Consider the following 16956-nt stretch of genomic DNA (forward strand, 5'->3'; position numbering starts at 1 on the left):
GGCCATGTTCGACCTTTCCCTCGACAAGCTCCGCGAGTACCGGCCCGAGGTGGCCGCGCCCGCCGACCTGGTCGATTTCTGGCGCCGCTCGATCGAGAAGGCGCGCACCGACGACCTGTCCGCCACGTTCACCCTGATCGACAACAAGCTCGCGGTGATCGACACCTACGACGTCACTTACGCCGGTTTCGACGGCTCGCCGGTGAAGGGCTGGCTGCACGTTCCGACCGGCGCGACCGGTCCGTTGCCGACCGTCGTGCAGTACCACGGGTACTCCGGAGGCCGAGGCTTCCCGCACGCGACGAACCTGTGGGCGCAGGCCGGCTACGCCCACTTCGTCACGGACACCCGCGGCCAGGGCTGGACGGCCGGCGGCAGCGGTACGCCGGACGACAGCCCGTACGCCGGTCTGAACCACACCCCCGGGTTCCTGACGGCGGGCATCACGGATCCCGAGACGTACTACTACCGCCGGGTCTTCATCGACGCGGTGCGGGCCCTCGACGCGGCCCGGACCTCGCCGCTCGTGGATCCCGGCAAGCTCATCGTCGCCGGAGTCAGTCAGGGCGGCGGCATCGCGATCGCGGCAGCCGGCCTGGCGCCGATCGCCGGGATCGAGCTGCTCGGCTGCGCCCCTGACGTACCGTTCCTGTGCCACTTCGAGCGGGCGCTGCAGCTCACCGACCACGGGCGCTACAACGAGATCACCCAATATCTGAAGGGGTTCCGGCACCATGCTGACGCGGCGCTCCGCACGCTCGGCTACTTCGACGGCGTCAACCTCGGCCGGCTGGCGACGGCGCCGGCGCTGTTCTCGGTCGCGCTGATGGACGCCACCTGCCCGCCCTCGACGGTGTTCGCCGCCTTCAACCATTACGGCAGCGCGGACAAGCAGATCGAGGTCTATCCCTACAACGAGCACGAGGGAGGTCAGACGTACCAGCAGGACGCCCAACTGGACTGGTTCGCGAACATCACGAAGTGAGGAGCAGGATGAGAGCAAGAGCATTCGGGGTCGCAGCGGTGGTGAGTGTGCTTCTGGTGGGCGCACTCACGAGTCCCGCCCAGGCCGCTGCCGGAACGTACTACGTGTCGGCCACCGGCAGTGACAGCAACAGCGGCCTGTCGCCCAGCGAGGCCTGGAAGACGATCGCGAAGGTCAACAGCTTCACCTATCCACAAGGCAGCCTGATCTCCTTCGAAGGCGGTTCGACCTTCACCGGCTGCCTGGTCTTCAATCCCACGAACGTCCCGGCCTCGGCGGCGTCGGTCCCGTTCCGGGTCGCGTCCTACGGCACCGGGAAGGCCACGATCTCCTCGAACTGCACGGGCGACTACTCCGCGGCCGTCACCGCGGACGCCGTGAACGGTTTCCAGCTGAACAACGTCAAACTGGTCAACGGCAGCACGACCGCGGCCGGTGTGCTGCTGGAGAACCAGAGCTCGTCCACGGCGACGAGCGGCCTGCAGATCAACTACGCGGACATCTCCGGCTTCGCCACACCGAGCGGCAGCACCAGCACGTTCGGCGGGCAGATCATGGTGCTCGGCTACGCGGTCAACGGGAACTCAGGCCCGTTGAACGACGTACAGATCGTCAACAACAAGCTGTACGGCGCGAGCGTCACGTCGAACGCCGGACCGGGTGTGTACGGCTGGGGATCCGGCCTGAACATCAGCAACGTCCGGGTCGAGGGCAACACCGTCTACAACCTCGGCATGGCGCCCAGCTCGACCGGCGCCGCGATCACCGCGAACGGGTGGAACGGCGCACTCATCCAGCGCAACATCGTGCACGACATCGGCGCGAACGTGACGTCGTGCGGCGGCACCAGCGGGATCATGTCGTACACGTCCAACAACGTGACGATCCGCAACAACGAGGTCTACAAGGTCCAGCCCGTACCGGCGTACACGGCCGGCTGTGACTGGGACGGCATCGATCTCGACGGCGGTACGACGAATTCTCTCGTCGAGTACAACTACACCCACGACAACGCCGGCAGCGGGCTGCTCGCGTACACGTCGACCGCGGCGTCCCGCGTCTGGGGACCGAACACCTACCGGTACAACATCTCGGAGAACGACGACTGGGCGTTGGCGCAGGGCGGTCTGATGGACGTCGTGCCGGCGGCGCCGAAGAACGCGCTGTCCATCTACGGCAACACGTTCTTCAGCAACAAGGACCAGAGCGCGAACAAGAAGCAGGGCGCCAGCGCCTGCTTCAACTTCGGCTACAGCACGGGTGTCTGGGCCGCCGGTTCGCAGATCAAGGACAACATCTGCTACCTGGCCAACCGGAACAACTTCGGCAAGACCGGTCAGTTCTACTACAACCCCTACAACCAGACCGGTATGACGCTGGCGAACAACCTGTACTACGGGACGAACACCGGCGGCTGGCGCTGGAGCGGCACGACGTACGCCGACTTCGCAGCCTGGAACGCGGCCGGTCTCGAATCGGGCGCCGTCTGGGGCGACCCGCTCTTCACGTCGCCCGGCGCCGGCGGCACCTGCACCTGGTCGCCGCCGTCCGGAACCGGACCGCAGCCCTGCCCCCAGGCGTACACCCTCAAGACCGGCTCCCCGGCTCTCGGCGCAGGCACCCCGGTCTCCGGCAACGGCGGTGTCGACTACTACGGCACCACCATCCCCAACCCACCCAACATCGGCGCTGACGCCGGATAACCCCGCGCTCGGCAACAGTGCGTTCTCCCTCCATCACGGTCATGATGGAGGGAGATTCGCGCGGTGGGGGAGGGGCAATGCCTTTAGCGAGCTATGGAGTCCTCGTCGGTCGTCTGGTGCGGTTCGCCCGAGAGGATCCCGACGACTTCGGATCCTGGTACCACGGGAAGATGTACATCGCCGCTCCGGCCGGTGAGTACGAGTGTGCGGTGGATGTGTCGACGCCCAGCGGGGTGCCGGTCCAGTACCGCGAAGTACGCAATCTGAACCCGCAGCTGTTCGCGTCGACGGCCGCGTTGAACGACGGGTGGCATCTGCTGGCCAGTACGCCGACGTCCGGCGCCCTCGACTACATCAGATCGCCGTTACTGCGGGGCTCCGGTGGGTGCGTGACTGTCGTTTACGACCCGCTCCTCGCCTGGCTGAACGAGATCTTGAAGTCTCCCAGGTTCGGCTGGATCGACAGCACCGCCGACAACGCACTGAACCTTCTCGAGCAGCGCCTGCTCGGATGCGAGCGCGTGTATGTGTTCGGCGCGCCGTACTCGACCGACCTCGGCGTACACGACATCCACTACAACCAGGGCGACCCTCCGGGCCCCTTCCAGCATCTCGACGGTATCTGGCAGGACGGCGGCACCGTCATCAAACGTCCCGGCGGCGAACTGACCGCCGTCCTGACCAAGTTCAAACCACAGTCCCTCACCACCGACGGCAACGGCCTACCCCTGTGATCACCTCCTAAGCGACCGAGGGGCCGAGGCCCAGGGACTGGGGGGTGCTGGAGTCGGGGGAGGGCTGGTGCAGGCCCTCGTCGAGTGCGCCGTACTCGGTCATCAGGGCAGGGCTGCCGCCCCACGGGGTCTGCTCCTCGGCGATCAGGGTGTTGGTGGTGAGGAGCAGACCCGCGACCGAGGCACCGTTCTGCAGCGCGGAGCGGGCCACCCGGAGCGGGTCGATGATGCCCATCGTGAGCATGTTGCCGTAGCGACCTTCCAGGGCGTCGAAGCCGTCGTCGACGTCCATCGCCGACGTCCGCTGCAGCACTTCGGCGCCGTTGTAGCCGGCGTTCGCCGCGATCAGGTACGCCGGTTCGCGCAGCGCCCGCCGGACGATGTCGACCCCGGTCCGGTAGTCGCCCTGCACGTCCAGGCCGTCGAGCGCGGAGGCGGCATGCAGGAGGGCCATGCCACCACCCGCGACGATGCCCTCGGCCATCGCGGCCCGCGTCGCGGACAGCGCGTCCTCGACCCGGTGCTGCAACTCCTTGAGCTCCGCCGGTGTCGGCGCACCGACCCGGATCACCGCGACCTTCCCGGACAGCGCGCCGATCCGCTCGGTCAGGACGTCCTCGTCGACGCCGAACGTCGCCCGCTCCAGCTCGGCCCGCAGCTGCGCGACCCGGAACGCGACCGCTTCCTCGTGGCCCGCACCGGCCACGATCGCCGTCCGGTCCGCGTTCACCCGCACCTGGTCCGCGCGGCCCAGCTGGTCCAGCGTCATGGTCTCGAGGCTGAAGCCCGAGTGCCGGCTGTAGACCGCGCCCCCGGTGATCGCCGCGATGTCCTCCAGCTTGTGCAGCCGCCGGTCGCCGAACCCCGGCGCCTTCACGGCGACGCACTGGAACAACCCGTTGACGTGGTTGTGCACCAGCATGCTGAGTGCCGTGCCTTCGAGGCTCTCGGCGATGATCACCAGCGGCCGCGGCTCGCGCATGATCCGGTCCAGCAGCGGCATCACCTCCTGGACCTTGGTGATCTTCTCGCTGCACAACAGGATGTAGGGGTCGTCGAGAACCGCCTGCAGACTTCCCGGGTCGGTCACCATGTACGGCGACAGGTAGCCGTTGTCGAACTCGAAACCCTCGACGAAGTCGACGGCCATCCCGTGCACCGACGACTCCTCGACCGTCACGATGCCGCCGTCGCCGACGGTGTGCAGAGCCTTCGCGATCACCGCGCCGACCACGTCGTCGTCGTTCGCCGAGATCGCGGCGACCCGCGCGTAGTCCTGCTCGGTGACCACCGGGTGCGCGACCTCGCGCAGCCGGTCGACCAGCTTGCCGACGGCCAGGTCGATGCCCCGCTTCACCAGGACGGGGTTCCCGCCGGAGCCGATCGCGGCCATTCCCTCGCGGATGATCGCCTGCGCGATCACGGTCGCGGTCGTGGTGCCGTCGCCGACGATGTCGTTGGTCTTGATCGCGGCTTCCTTGACCAGCTGGGCGCCCATGTTCTCGAACTGGTTCTTGAGGTGGATCTCCCGGGCGATCGTGACGCCGTCGTTGGTCACCACCGGCGACCCGGTGATCTTCTCCAGGATCACGTTGCGGCCCTTGGGGCCGAGCGTCGACTTCACCGCGTCCGCGAGCTGGTCGACCCCGGCCAGCAGCAGATCACGGGCGTTCTCTCCGAAGCGCAGCTCCTTCGCCATGACGTCCCTCCAGAATCACGGAACCAGAATCGCCCGGCCGCGGATGCGGCCGGCGTCGAGATCGGCGACCGCGTCGGCGGCCGCGTCGAGCGGGTAGGTCCTGGTGTGCAGCGTGACCTTCCCGGCCTGGGCGAGTGCCATCAGCTCGGCCAGTTCGTTGAACGTGCCGACGATGTTGCCGACGATGTTCCGTTCGGTGGAGATGATGTCCAGGGTCGGGATCTGCACTTGGCCGCCGTACCCGATGACGAAGTACGACCCGCCCCGGCCGGTCATCGCGAAGCCGTCCTGCTCCGCGCCCTGCTCGGCGACGAAGTCCAGGACGACGTGGGCGCCGGCGCCGTCGGTCAGGCCGAGCACCGCGTCCACCTGCTGGCCGTCGGCAACGACCGTCTGGTCGGCGCCGAGCTGCTCGGCCAGCTTGAGGGCGTCCGGGTTGCGGTCGACGACGATGATCCGGGCCGCGGTGAGTGCCGCCAGGCACTGGACGCCGATGTGCCCGAGACCGCCCGCGCCGATCACCACACAGGTCGTCCCCGGCGGCAGCAGCGGAATCGCCTTGCGCACCGCGTGGTACGCCGTGATGCCGGCGTCGGCCAGCGCCGCGACGTCCTGCGGCCGGGTGCTCGGATCGAGCTTGACGCAGGCGCGGGCGGAGGTGAGGAGGTACTCCGCCATCCCGCCGTCGCTGTCGAGTCCCGGGAACGTGCTGTTCACGCAGTGCATGTCGTCCCCGGCGCGACACGCCGTGCAGAGCCCGCAGGTCGGCGTCGGGTGCAGGATGACGGTGTCGCCGACCTGCAGGTTGGTGACGGCCGAACCGATCTCGTGCACCCAGCCGGCGTTCTCGTGGCCGATCGTGTACGGCAGCTTCGGGTGCATCGCCGCGTCCCACTGGCCCTCGATGATGTGCAGGTCGGTACGGCACACGCCGGCGCCGCCGATCTTGACGACGACGTCGAGCGGTCCCTTGACGACCGGTTCCGGTACGTCGTCGACCACTGGTTGCTGGTGGTACCCGTGCAGTCGGACGGCCTTCATGACGATTCCTCCTCGCCCGCACCGGACTCGGCGTACCGGTGCTTCAGCATTCCTCGACAGATGCCTGTGTTGGCCTCGATCCCGGTCCTGGTCAGCCGGGCCAGCCCGAGGTGCCGGGCCGCGGCGTCCGCCGCGATCGCCGCACCGGTGCCGACGTCGACGAGCAGGGGCGCGTCCGGACCCACCGGCAGCCCGAGCTCGGCCCGGCGGCGCAGCAACCGGTCGAGCTCGGGCGACGGCGGCACGTCGGCGATCGCCAGCCGGGCGACGCCGGCCGGATCGATGCCGGACGCAACCAGCGGGCGGCAGACCTGATCGGTCCCGGCCAGCACCGCCTTGGCGACGAACGTACGGCGGAGCTCGTCGAGCTCCGCCGCGGCCTCACCGTCGAACGACGCGACGAACCCGGCCCGGGCGGCCACGCCGGCGTTGATCTGCGCGGCCGCGAAGTGGTCCTCGAGTGCGACGTCGACCGAGCGCACGGCGGGTACCGCGGAGACCACGTCGTACGCGTCGGCGACCATCAGGAAGGCGAAATTCGGCGCACAGAAGTACGTCGGCAGCCGGAGCCGGACGACCACGTCACCGGCGGCCGACACGACGCAGGTGGACACGAAACCCAGCGTCGTGATCGGCTCGTCCAGCTCCGGGTCCCGGACGGCGGCCAGCGCGTCCAGGACCCGGTCCCGCTCAGTCGCCACTGCCGGCATCAGGACGTGACCAACTTCGAGTCGTCCTGCGCGGCCGGCGTCGCCTCCTTCAGTTGCAGTTCGTCCGGCACCTTGAGGTCGTACAGCTTGGCGGCGTTCAGCCCGAGGATCTTCTTCTTCCCCTCGACCCCGAGCCGCGGGTAGTCCGCGAACTCCGGATCGTCGGGCAACTCCCAGTCCACGAAGCCCTCGACCTGCCACTTCGGCTCCCAGATCCCGTAGTCGCTGCCGAACGTCATCTTGTCCTCGCCGACCCAGAACAACAGCTCGCCCATGACCTTGGCGAAGAACCGCGGCCGGGCGTGCATCAGGCCGCCGATGACGACCGACAGACCGGCGTACACGTTCGGTTCCTGGGTGGCCATAAAGCAGAAGTCCTCGATCCGCGGCAGGCCGACGTGCTCGACGATGAAGTTCAGCTCCGGGAAGTCGGTCGCGGCGTGGTCCACGTCGGAAACGTCGAACGCGTCCTTGTCCAGCGGCCAGATCGTCGGGCCCTTGTGGACATGGATGTTCTTGATCCCGAGCTCCTGCGCCTTCTCCAGGTACCGGTACGCCGCGGTGTCGGTGAGCTTGTAGCCGCGGGATCCCGCGTTCCACTCGGCCGTGTAGAGCTTGACGCCCTTCGAACCGTACCGGTCGACATTGTGCGCGAGCTCCTCCAGCCCGGCATCACCGTCGCGCGGGTCGAACCGGGTGTTCAGCACGAACATCCCCGGGTGCTTCTCACCCAGCGTCGCGTTCTGCTCGGTGGTGTTGAACCCCTCCTTGTACCACTCCTTCAGGTACGTCGGCTGGAAGATCGCGACGTCCACATAGCCGTCCTCGAAGACGTCCTTCATCAGGTCGTCCTCTGAGTAGCGCATGAACTTCTCGAGCGGCCAGTGCGTGTTCTGCGGCGCCAGGCTCATGTACGCGTGGAAGCACTCGATCCAGCCCTTCGCGTACTGCTCCGCGCCCGGCACCCAGTTGTCCGGTGCAGCGTTCCAGAAGTGCATGTGGCTGTCGACCACGAAGTACTTCTCACCGTTCTTCTCGTACACGAGAGACCCCCTTGTCAGGTGGATGCGGTCAGGTCGAAACCGATGTAGTCGGCGGCGTCCTCGGGGTTGGCGAACAGGATCGTCCGGTCGTCCAGGTGCACCATCCGCCCGTAGTGGGTGGACATGTTCTCCTCGAACTCGGCCTGGTCGAAGTAGCCGGGCTCCTCGCCGAGCGCCTCGGACACGTCGTCGTAGACGACCTCCATCTTGCCGATCGCGTCGACCCGGATCATCGACGGCAACGGCGTCAGCGTGACGTTGTCCTTCTGCCCCATCACCTCGGCGACGATCTCCCCGACCTGGTTGTTCATCAGCGTGAAGCCGCACTTGTTGGACGCCGTGCTGTCGGACTTGAACGGGCTCTCGACGACTGCCTTGAGCGTGGTCACTGTGCCAACTCCTTCGGTTCGGTGAGGCCCAGCGCGGTGAGGATCCCGCTGAACCGGCTCTTCGCGCGGTCGAGTCCGTCCTCGAACCGCGGCGGCTTGGCGTCCGGCTGCGACCACAGCGGCTGCAGCGTCCGGGCCGCGGCGAGGGCCTTCGCGGTCCAGGAGCTCAGCCAGCCGGCCATGATCGCCTTGTTGTGATCGGCGAACTCCTTGTCGTTCGTCAGCAGCTCGAACATCGCCGTGGTGTAGCGCAGGTCGCGTTCGGCGAAGTCGTACTCCGCGGCGCCGATCACGGTCGGGGTGACGAAGTCGCCGTTGCGCGGCGCGGCCTGCTGGACCAGCTGACTGCGGAACAGCTCGCCGACCAGCGGTTCGAACACGACGTTCGCCGCGAAGATCGCCTCGCACCAGTCGTCGATCGCGGTCAGGCCCTCGGCGACCTCGCGCACACCCTGCCAGGCCGGGTCGTTGTTCCAGGTGTCCAGGTGCGCGCTGCCGTCGAAGCCCTCCAGCTCCTCCGACAAGGTGAGGTTGTAGAGGGCGAGGTCCTGCGCGGCGCGGATCCGGTGCATGCTGTTCACCGAGATCGCGTTGTTGTGCATGTTCGTGGGCGCGCGCCGGTTCGCGTTCGCGAACAGGTACAGACCGAGGCCGTGGTCGACGTGCATCCAGGCGCCGACGTGGTGCTCGACGAAGCCGACCCAGTTCGCGTTCCACTGCTCGAAGGCCTTCGACTGCCGGGCCGCCTCGACGTTCTGCGCGACCTGCCGGACGACGTTGGAGTTGTAGCGGTAGAGCGTGAGCTCCCACTCCTCGTTCGGGTCCCGGAACTCGTGCCAGCCGGTGGCGGGCCAGTCCTTGACGAACAGTCCGCCGGTGCCCGGCCCGCGCTTCGGCGCCGCCTGGTCGGAGCCCCAGGCCTTCAGGGCGGTCCAGTCCAGCGGGTAGCCGCCGCGACCGTCGGAGAACCCGTACAGCCAGCCCTGGCTGAGGTAGTGCCGCGGATCCGGCTGGACGTCGACCGTGACGTCCTCGTAGTGGCTCTGCTTGCGCTTCTGCGGCTTGTAGTAGTTGTAGTGCCGCAGGGTCGAGTCCGGGAACTCGCGGGCGCCGGCCTCGGCATCGGTGAAGACCGGCTTGGGGACACTGCGTTCGGTCTTGGGTGCGTCCTGTGTGGTGGTCATCGGCTCTCTGCCTCCAGCACCTTCGAGTCACCGGCGTCGCCGGTCGTGGTGAACTTGTCGTAGTAGACGTGCTTCGTCGCGACGCCGAGCTGTTCGAGCAGCGGGATCGCCGCCTCGACCATCGGCGGCGGACCGCACACGTAGGCGTCCGCTCCGGTCAGATCGGGCTCGAGCCGGCGGACCACGTCGGTGATCAGTCCGCTCTCGCCGTCCCAGTCCGCCTCCGACAACGCCGGGACGTACCGGAACCGGGGCAAGGTCTGCTCGAGCGCCCGCAACTCGTCCTCGAAACACAGGTCGAGCTGCGTGCGGGAGCCGTAGTAGAACGTCGTCGGCCGGTCGATGCCGCGCTCGGCCATCGACCGCAGCAGCGCGAGGATCGGCGCCATGCCGGCCCCGCCGCCGAGGAAGACCAGCCGGGCGTCCGGGTTGTCCCGGAGGGTGAACACCCCGAACGGCCCGGTCAGGTCCAGGCGGTCGCCGACCCGGAGACGCCGGTCGAGGAACTCCGAGAACAGACCGCCCGGGTACACCTTGATGACGAACTCCAGCAGGCCGGTCTCCCGGCTCGACGTGTTCGCCATCGAGAACGATCGGCTGGCGCCGGTGCCCGGCACCGAGATGTCGACGTACTGCCCGGGGAAGAACTTCAGCTCCCCGGACACCCGCAGCACCAGGTGCCGCAGGTCGTGGGTCACCGGGGTGATCGCCACGACCTCGGCGGTGCGCTCCTGGATCGGCAGCCCGGACCGGATCATCTCCTCGTCGTAGTTCAGCAGCTCGATCGTGAGGTCCTCGAAGGCGTGCGCGCGGCACAGCAGCGTGTAGCCCTCGTCCAGCTCGTACTCCGGCAGCGCGAAGGTGGAGTAGCGGTCCAGGTCGATGTCCTCACCGTCGAGGACGAACGACTTGCAGGACGCGCACTGTCCCTCCTTGCAGCCGTGCATGAGCATCACGCCCTGCTCGGCCGCGGCGCGCAGGATCGTCTGCTCCTCGTCGACCTCGATCTCGATGCCGACCGGTTCGAACCTCACGACGTGCTTCATCAGGCCGTCAGGCTTCGGCCGGGGCGGGACGGCCGGCGGGACCACCCTTCACGTAGCGGGCGGCGAACGCCGTACGCTCGTCGTCGCTCATCTCGTTGAGCAGCACGTTCGGGCTGGCCAGCGGCGGGCACTTGCGCAGGTGGTCCAGCGTCCACATCTTGTCCGGGTCCAGGTCGAGGTGCGGCTGCGCGACCATGGTCTTGCCGTCGTCGCGGACGAAGCCCATGTCCGACACCACGTCGGCCCAGTTCCAGCCGTGGTACAGCGTCTCCCACTCGCGGTGACCGATCAGCTTGCCCATGTTCGGCGTCTGCCGGCCCATGTAGCTCGGGCGGAACGCGGTCTCGTCGGTCCACTTGCACATCTCGTGGCAGTACGTCCGCCACTGCCCGTCGACCTTCGCCATCACCATGTCCTCACGGACCAGGCACGGCACCATGCACGTCCAGCACCGGTGCGGGTACTCGTAGTCGACGTCCTCGAAGACGATCGGCTTGTGCCCGTTCGGCCGGGACAGCCGGTTGTAGTTCTCCCACCACTTTCCGTACTTGTCGTACCAGCCCGGGTACTTGAACTCGAACCACTCGAAGTCCTTGTCCGTCATCGGGTCGATCCGCCAGTAGTTGGCCAGCCAGCCGGTGGCGAAGAACTGCGCGACCTCGTGCACGTAGCCCTTGTTCCAGATCTGGTTCCAGGCCTCCTCGATCAGGTCGTGCGGGATCTCCAGGCCGTACTTCTCCAGCGGCACCAGGTAGCTGCGGTAGTAGTCGTCGTAGATCCAGCGCCGCCACATCTCGGCGTACGACTCGCGGTCCTTGCGGCGGTCCTTGGTGCCGTACTCGATGAAGGTGCCGATCGCGGCGTCGACGACGCGGTGGTTGTTCCACCAGGCGTACCGCAGGTCGCGGGCGAGCAGCTGGTGGTTGTCCTCGTCGGCGAGCGCCATCAGCAGCGTCGCGTACCCGTTGCTGATGTGCCGGGACTCGTCCGACTGCACAGAGTGGAAGACGGTCGGCAGCAGGTAGTCGCCGTTGGCCGCAGCCTCGGCCGGCATCGCGACGAACAGCGTGTTGGTGAACGCGGTCTCGGCCACGATGGTCAGGTAGATGCTGGCCGCCGTGATCGCGTCACCGGTGATGAACCCCTCGGCGAACTGCCGGCCGATGGTGCCGCAGTAGTCGCTCTGGAAGTCCCGCAGGCTCGAGTTGAAACCCGCGGGGTCGATGTAGTTGTTCATGTACAGGCGCTTGAGGTTCTGCTGGATCGTCGAGTGCCGCACCTCGTCGATCATCTGGATCGCCTGGCCGTTGTGCAGTTCGGGGTTCGGTACGTTCCGGAACAGCAGCGGCATCGCCCGGGCGGCGGAGATCTCCGGCAGCGGAATGATGCTCAGGAAGAGTTTCTGCCATTCCAGCCAGCGTTCCTGCACCTGGCGGAACATGTTTCCGCGGATCGCGCCGTCGGAGGCGCCGTACACCCGGTGGTCCTTCTCCTCCTGCATCGGGAAGTACGACCGCAGGACCTGCTTCAGCGGGTCCTTCTTCTGCGCTTTACGGAACGTGTAGTCCGTTCCGTACTGGGAGACCGGCTCGTGGTACGCCGGTTCCCAGGACAACTCCTGGATCTTCTGGTGGGCCTTCGCCACACTCTGGCGACTCATGGCACTCCTCCCGCTCATGTGACCGGCTGTCACCTGCAGTACAGCGCGCTCAGCGGCGGGACGAGGTCCTAAATTGAGACACCCGTCACTGCTCGTCCAGGTAGGCTGCGCGGAGCCTCGCCAGCTCCGCCTCCTTGCGCTCGGCGGTGCGGTGGTCGCCCTGCGGATCGGGCCGGATACCCAAGCAGCGCAGGAGCTCCGCCGCCGGTTCGCCCGGGTGTCCGCCCGGGCCGAGCACGGGGTGCAGACCCGCCTCGGCCAAGTGATCGAAGACCAGCCGGACCACGGTCCAAGGGTTGTACGACTCCTGCCGCGAGACATCGTTGTCCATCGGAACCTCCGTGGTCGCCTGTTGGCATCACAAGCCCGCGACGCCGCGATGGCTGTCTCATTCTGAGACGTCGCGGGTGGCCGGCTGCACTATTCTCGGAAGGGGATGACTGGGCGGGGGCCGTGCGGATCGGCTGCAGCCGCCCAGCGGCAGGAGGTCCCGTGGACGAACACGCGCCCTCGGCGGAGGAGAACCAGCGGGCAGCCGCGGCCCGCCTGAACTTCCTGACCTTCGATCCCGTCAGGTCGCAGGACGTCCGGCCGCCGATCCTGGCCTCTTGGCAGCGGTCGCGGCGCTGGAACCTGCCCGCGGACCGGATCACCCTGCCGTACGTCGCGGATCCCGAGCTGGACCTCCCGCTGACGCGCAGCGCCCGGCCCGTGCTGGAGCGGCTGCACGAGAATCTCGACGGCCAGCCGATCAGCGTGATCCTCACCGACCGGACCGGCCTGGTCCTCCAGCGGCTGACCGCCGACACCAAATTGGCGCAGCACCTCGACAGGGTCTTCCTGGCGCCGGGCTTCAGTTACGCCGAGCAGTTCGCGGGCACCAACGGGATCGGGACGGCGCTCGAAGGCGGCGGGCCGATGCACGTGTTCGGTCACGAGCACTATGCGGAGGACCTCGAGGAGCTCGCCTGTGCCGGCGTACCGATCAAGCATCCGGTGACCGGCAAGACGATCGGCGCCATCGACCTGACCTGCTGGCGCAAGGACGCCGGCTCGCTGCTGATGGCGCTCGCCAAGACGACCGCGGAGAGCATCCGGCGGGCGCTGCTCGACGACAGCTCCGCCCGGGAGCTGCGCCTGCTGCGGGCGTACCTGCAGAGTTCGCGCCGGCTCGGTGACATGGTGATCGCGGTCGACGACGATCTGTTGCTGATGAACGCCAAAGCCGGTCAGGCCCTCGACGCCGTCGACCAGCGGGCGGTGCTCGGGCACGCCGCCGAGATGATGAACCGCGGCGCCCCGGAGGCGATCGTGACCGAGTTGCCGACCGGTACCCGGGTCCGGATCACGTGCCGGCCCGTCGTCCCCGGCGGTCGCGGCGGCGCGGGGATCGTCCAGGTCAGTCCGCACGCGTCCGCGAGCGGCACCGGCCCGTCGGCCTCCGGTCATCGCCCGCCGCCGCGTCCCACGCTCCCGGGACTCGTCGGCCACACCGCGCCGTGGCTCGGCAGCAGCCGCGACGTCGACAACGCCTGCCGGGCGGGGCAGTGGGTCGTGCTGACCGGCGAACGCGGTGTCGGCAAGGTCGCGCTGGCCCGCGCGGCGCACCGCCAGAACAGCCAGGCCGGCCGGTTCCACGTCGTCGACGCGGCCCGGCTCGGGGACGGCTACGCCGGTGAGCTGGAGGCCGAGCTCGAGGACGACGCGCTGCAGGCGCTGGTGATCCGGCACGCCGAGGCCCTCGACCCGGACCGGGCGCAGGCCACGGTCGAGGCGCTGTACGACGTCGTCGAACGCCGGCCGGCGGAGCCGCCGTGGATCGTCCTCACCCTGACCTGCGACGCGAAGGACCCGCCCGATCTCGGCGAGCTGCTGACGATCTTCCCGCTGACCATCGAAGTACCGCCCCTGCGACACCACATCGAGGACATCCGCGAGCTGGTGCCGCACTTCCTCGACCGCCTGAGCCACGGCGAACTGACCTGCGGGCCGGACACCATGCAGCAGCTGATGCGCTCGGCCTGGCCGGGCAACACCGCCGAGCTGGGCCAGATCCTGCGGCAGATCGTCGTCCGCCGCCGGCGTGCCGGTGTGATCACCCCCGCCGACCTCCCAGCCCGGCTGCAGGCGACCAGCCGCCGCAGCCTGAGCCAGCTGGAGGCACTCGAGCGCGACGCGATCATCCGCAGCCTGATCGCCAACGAGGGCCACAAGGGCCGCGCCGCCAAGTCACTCGGCATGTCCCGCGCCACCATCTACCGCAAGATCCACGACTACGGCATCCAGCCCCCACCGGTCTGACCCCAGCGCTTCGAGTAAGCCTCTGGTCGCCCCACGTAGTGCCTGCTGTCCGGCCCCATCCGGGCCGCAGCCGGCGGCGAACACCCCTCGGGCACCCGTTTCATCGCCGGGGCCTTTCGAGAGGGAAGGGGCAGAAACATGAGTGACGCAACACGCCGGGGCTTTCTGGTGTTCGCCGGCGCGGGGACCGCGGCAGCCGTCGGCGCCGTGGCCGGACCGAAGATCTTCGGTGAGCGGTCCGCGCAGACCACGGGTGGGGACGAGTTGCGGGCGGCCGACCTGGCCACCGCCGAGTCGTTCGTCGTCCACGTGAAAGACGTGCGGAAGGGGGAGATGGCGATTCTGGTCGGGGACCGTGAAGTCGTCCTGACCGACCGTGAGCTGGCCGCGCGCCTGGCCGGCGCCACGACCGCCTGATCCGGCGATCCACCCACGCCTGCACCGGAGGAACAGTCATGTCTTCACATCGCGAAGCGCCGGAGATCTCGAAGGACCCGGTCGCGGACAACACCGATGTCTACGCGTTCGTCAGCCCGGACCAGCCGGACACCGTGACGCTGATCGCCAACTTCATCCCGTTCCAGAACCCGTACGGCGGGCCGAACTTCTACGAGTTCGGCGACGACGTGCTGTACCAGATCCACATCTCCAACCGCGGCACCGGCAGTGCCGACCTCAGCTACCAGTTCCGGTTCCATGCCACGATCAGGAACACCAAGACGTTCCTGTACAACACCGGACCGATCACGTCCATCACGGACACGACCTGGAACCGCCCGCAGTACTACTCGGTCACGAGGGTCGAGAACGGACGCTCGCGGGTCCTCGCGCGGAACCTGCCCGCGCCGCCGGTCAACGTGGGCGTGCGCAGTACGCCGGACTACGCGAAGCTGGCCAGGCAGGCGATCCACACGATCGGCAACCACCGGAAGGTGTTCGCCGGTCAGCGCGCCGACGGGTTCTTCGCCGACCTCGGCAGCATCTTCGACCTCGGTACGCTGCGACCTTTCCAGCTGGCCCACCTGATCCCGTCGGCGGCCGCGGCGGGAGTCAACGGTCTGCAGGGATCGAACGTGCACACGATCGCGCTGCAGGTTCCGATCACGGACCTCACCCGCGACGGCCGCAGGCCCACGAACGTGCTGGACCCGGCCGCGGTGATCGGTGTCTACGCCTCGGCGAGCCGGCAGACGTCGAGGATTCTCGACGGCGGGATCGCGGCCTGGCACGGCCCGTACCAGCAGGTCTCCAGGCTCGGGAACCCGTTGTTCAACGAGGTCATCGTGCCGATGGCGGAGAAGGACCGGTGGAACGGTCGCGCCCCGCAGGACGACAGGCGGTACGCCGGGTTCGTGACCAAGCCCGAGCTGGCCGGTCTGCTGCCGGTGCTGTACCCGGGCGTGTTCCCGAACCTCGCCGCGTACCAGAAGCCGCGCGCCGACCTGGCGGCGATCCTGCTCACCGGCATCCCGAAGGGCGTCGTACCGGGGTTCCAGAACTTCACCGGACCCGTTCAGGCCGACCTGCTCCGCCTCAACGTCGCGGTGCCGCCCGCCAAGGCACCGAATCCGCTGGGCCTGGTGGCCGGGGACGCAGCCGGGTTCCCGAACGGGCGCAGGGTCTTCGACGACGTCGTGACCGTGGAGCTGCGGGCCGTCGCGGGGCTGACGATCCCGCTGGTGGATCCGTCGTACCGGCCCGACGCGGCCGCGGCCGCGATCAAGGACGGGACGTCGAACACGAACGCGGACTACCGTCCGTCGTTCCCGTATCTCGGGACGCCGGCCGGCGGCTACCAGTCCGAGCCCGGAAACCCGGCCGCGTGATGACCGGCGTCGAGAACCCGCACGCGGGTCGAGGATCGTCGGTCCTGCTCGACATCGGCGGTGACATCGGTGCGCTCGTCGTCACGATGCCGGCCGAGCTGGACGGGCAGGAGATCGAACTACGCCCTACCGGGCACACGATCGTCCCGAACAGCCATGAGCACGGTCATGGGCACGGTCATGGTGCGCTGCCGCACGTGGCGGTGGTTCCGCGGCCCTCGCCGGCAGGTGAGATCGTGCACTCAGCGGTCTTCTTCGAAGTTCGGCAAGGCAGCTACGAACTGTCCGTGCGCCCCGGCGGACCGGTGCGGCTGACGGCGGATGTCGTCGGGGGAGCGGTGACAGAAGCCGACTGGCCGCGCTAGACCGACCTCTCGGCCGACCCGTTAGAGCCGGTGCTTCGTGGCGGGGTTGGTGGAGTACGGGCGGAGTTCGGCGCGGCACGTGACCGTTCGACTTCTACGACCAGGAACCGACCGTGTCGGAGTCGGTCCGCCACGTCGCCCGGCACTTCGCCGATTCGTTCGACTGACGGGGTCTCAGGCCGTGCAGACCTCGCCGGGAACACGGGTGTGACGTATCTGTGCTTGCGTGGCGGTGGCCTGCGTGCATCAATTGTGCATAAGTTTGGCGCG

At 68.2% G+C, this 16956-nt stretch carries 16 protein-coding genes; 7 read left to right on the forward strand and 9 right to left on the reverse strand.

The features are described from left to right. Positions 1-4: 4 nt before the first annotated feature. The 3 genes from AB0I12_RS01535 (at position 5) to AB0I12_RS01545 (ending at position 3422) form a co-directional block, all read left to right on the forward strand. Positions 5-985 (forward strand): alpha/beta fold hydrolase, encoded by a 981-nt coding sequence (locus AB0I12_RS01535; protein ID WP_359922975.1) that lies wholly within the window; start codon positions 5-7, stop codon positions 983-985. Positions 986-993: 8 nt separating this feature from the next. After that, positions 994-2688 carry a right-handed parallel beta-helix repeat-containing protein gene (locus AB0I12_RS01540; protein WP_359922978.1) on the forward strand — a complete coding sequence of 565 codons (1695 nt, stop codon included), beginning with the start codon at positions 994-996 and terminating at the stop codon, positions 2686-2688. Positions 2689-2765: 77 nt separating this feature from the next. Beyond that, positions 2766-3422 (forward strand): DUF2278 family protein, encoded by a 657-nt coding sequence (locus AB0I12_RS01545; RefSeq protein ID WP_359922981.1) that lies wholly within the window; start codon positions 2766-2768, stop codon positions 3420-3422. 7 nt (positions 3423-3429) lie between these two features. Here AB0I12_RS01545 and groL read toward each other — a convergent pair whose 3' ends face one another. From groL to AB0I12_RS01590, 9 genes are all read right to left on the reverse strand, one after another. Then, positions 3430-5121 carry a chaperonin GroEL gene (groL, locus tag AB0I12_RS01550; protein ID WP_359922984.1) on the reverse strand — a complete coding sequence of 564 codons (1692 nt, stop codon included), beginning with the start codon at positions 5119-5121 and terminating at the stop codon, positions 3430-3432. A 15-nt stretch (positions 5122-5136) separates the two neighbouring features. Further along, positions 5137-6162 carry an NAD(P)-dependent alcohol dehydrogenase gene (locus AB0I12_RS01555; protein WP_359922986.1) on the reverse strand — a complete coding sequence of 342 codons (1026 nt, stop codon included), beginning with the start codon at positions 6160-6162 and terminating at the stop codon, positions 5137-5139. Then, positions 6159-6863, reverse strand: a complete 705-nt coding sequence (locus AB0I12_RS01560) for an iron-sulfur cluster assembly protein (protein ID WP_355697965.1) — start codon at positions 6861-6863, stop codon at positions 6159-6161. The genes AB0I12_RS01555 and AB0I12_RS01560 overlap by 4 nt, the downstream gene beginning before the upstream one ends. Positions 6864-6871: 8 nt before the next feature. Next, positions 6872-7915, reverse strand: coding sequence for an amidohydrolase family protein (locus tag AB0I12_RS01565; RefSeq protein WP_359922990.1), 1044 nt, complete (start codon positions 7913-7915; stop codon positions 6872-6874). 14 nt (positions 7916-7929) lie between these two features. Next, entirely contained in the window at positions 7930-8304 is a 375-nt protein-coding gene (gene mimD, locus AB0I12_RS01570; protein ID WP_359922993.1) for a propane 2-monooxygenase effector subunit MimD, read from the reverse strand. Next, on the reverse strand, positions 8301-9488 hold the full coding sequence (locus tag AB0I12_RS01575; protein WP_359922995.1) for a hypothetical protein: 1188 nt from the start codon (positions 9486-9488) through the stop codon (positions 8301-8303). Before AB0I12_RS01575 ends, mimD begins: the two co-directional genes overlap by 4 nt. After that, complete coding sequence (locus tag AB0I12_RS01580; protein ID WP_359922998.1) at positions 9485-10522, reverse strand: 2Fe-2S iron-sulfur cluster binding domain-containing protein; 1038 nt, start codon at positions 10520-10522, stop codon at positions 9485-9487. Before AB0I12_RS01580 ends, AB0I12_RS01575 begins: the two co-directional genes overlap by 4 nt. Positions 10523-10541: 19 nt before the next feature. Continuing rightward, a complete protein-coding gene (locus AB0I12_RS01585; RefSeq protein ID WP_359923000.1) occupies positions 10542-12194 on the reverse strand; it encodes a hypothetical protein in 1653 nt (550 codons plus the stop codon). Positions 12195-12279: 85 nt separating this feature from the next. Then, on the reverse strand, positions 12280-12525 hold the full coding sequence (locus AB0I12_RS01590) for a hypothetical protein (protein ID WP_359923003.1): 246 nt from the start codon (positions 12523-12525) through the stop codon (positions 12280-12282). A gap of 161 nt (positions 12526-12686) precedes the next feature. On the opposite strand from AB0I12_RS01590, the gene AB0I12_RS01595 reads away from it, so the two are divergent. The 4 genes from AB0I12_RS01595 to AB0I12_RS01610 all read left to right on the forward strand — a co-directional run bounded on the left by AB0I12_RS01595 (position 12687) and on the right by AB0I12_RS01610 (position 16686). Further along, positions 12687-14495 carry a GAF domain-containing protein gene (locus AB0I12_RS01595; RefSeq protein ID WP_359923006.1) on the forward strand — a complete coding sequence of 603 codons (1809 nt, stop codon included), beginning with the start codon at positions 12687-12689 and terminating at the stop codon, positions 14493-14495. Between the two features lie 138 nt (positions 14496-14633). Beyond that, positions 14634-14912 (forward strand): twin-arginine translocation signal domain-containing protein, encoded by a 279-nt coding sequence (locus AB0I12_RS01600; protein WP_359923009.1) that lies wholly within the window; start codon positions 14634-14636, stop codon positions 14910-14912. A 38-nt stretch (positions 14913-14950) separates the two neighbouring features. Beyond that, entirely contained in the window at positions 14951-16321 is a 1371-nt protein-coding gene (locus AB0I12_RS01605; protein ID WP_359923012.1) for a DUF4331 domain-containing protein, read from the forward strand. Beyond that, on the forward strand, positions 16321-16686 hold the full coding sequence (locus AB0I12_RS01610; protein WP_359923015.1) for a hypothetical protein: 366 nt from the start codon (positions 16321-16323) through the stop codon (positions 16684-16686). Before AB0I12_RS01605 ends, AB0I12_RS01610 begins: the two co-directional genes overlap by 1 nt. Positions 16687-16956: the final 270 nt, after the last annotated feature.

This window comes from Kribbella sp. NPDC050459, assembly GCF_040655315.1.
Taxonomy (GTDB): Bacteria; Actinomycetota; Actinomycetes; order Propionibacteriales; family Kribbellaceae; genus Kribbella.

Excerpts from the sequence above, each read along its gene's own strand:
- AB0I12_RS01535 (WP_359922975.1), top strand. The coding sequence starts at position 5 with ATGTTCGACCTTTCCCTCGACAAGCTCCGCGAGTACCGGCCCGAGGTG.
- AB0I12_RS01540 (WP_359922978.1), top strand. The coding sequence starts at position 994 with ATGAGAGCAAGAGCATTCGGGGTCGCAGCGGTGGTGAGTGTGCTTCTG.
- AB0I12_RS01545 (WP_359922981.1), top strand. The coding sequence starts at position 2,766 with ATGCCTTTAGCGAGCTATGGAGTCCTCGTCGGTCGTCTGGTGCGGTTC.
- groL (WP_359922984.1), bottom strand. The coding sequence starts at position 5,121 with ATGGCGAAGGAGCTGCGCTTCGGAGAGAACGCCCGTGATCTGCTGCTG.
- AB0I12_RS01555 (WP_359922986.1), bottom strand. The coding sequence starts at position 6,162 with ATGAAGGCCGTCCGACTGCACGGGTACCACCAGCAACCAGTGGTCGAC.
- AB0I12_RS01575 (WP_359922995.1), bottom strand. The coding sequence starts at position 9,488 with ATGACCACCACACAGGACGCACCCAAGACCGAACGCAGTGTCCCCAAG.
- AB0I12_RS01585 (WP_359923000.1), bottom strand. The coding sequence starts at position 12,194 with ATGAGTCGCCAGAGTGTGGCGAAGGCCCACCAGAAGATCCAGGAGTTG.
- AB0I12_RS01590 (WP_359923003.1), bottom strand. The coding sequence starts at position 12,525 with ATGGACAACGATGTCTCGCGGCAGGAGTCGTACAACCCTTGGACCGTG.
- AB0I12_RS01600 (WP_359923009.1), top strand. The coding sequence starts at position 14,634 with ATGAGTGACGCAACACGCCGGGGCTTTCTGGTGTTCGCCGGCGCGGGG.
- AB0I12_RS01605 (WP_359923012.1), top strand. The coding sequence starts at position 14,951 with ATGTCTTCACATCGCGAAGCGCCGGAGATCTCGAAGGACCCGGTCGCG.
- AB0I12_RS01610 (WP_359923015.1), top strand. The coding sequence starts at position 16,321 with ATGACCGGCGTCGAGAACCCGCACGCGGGTCGAGGATCGTCGGTCCTG.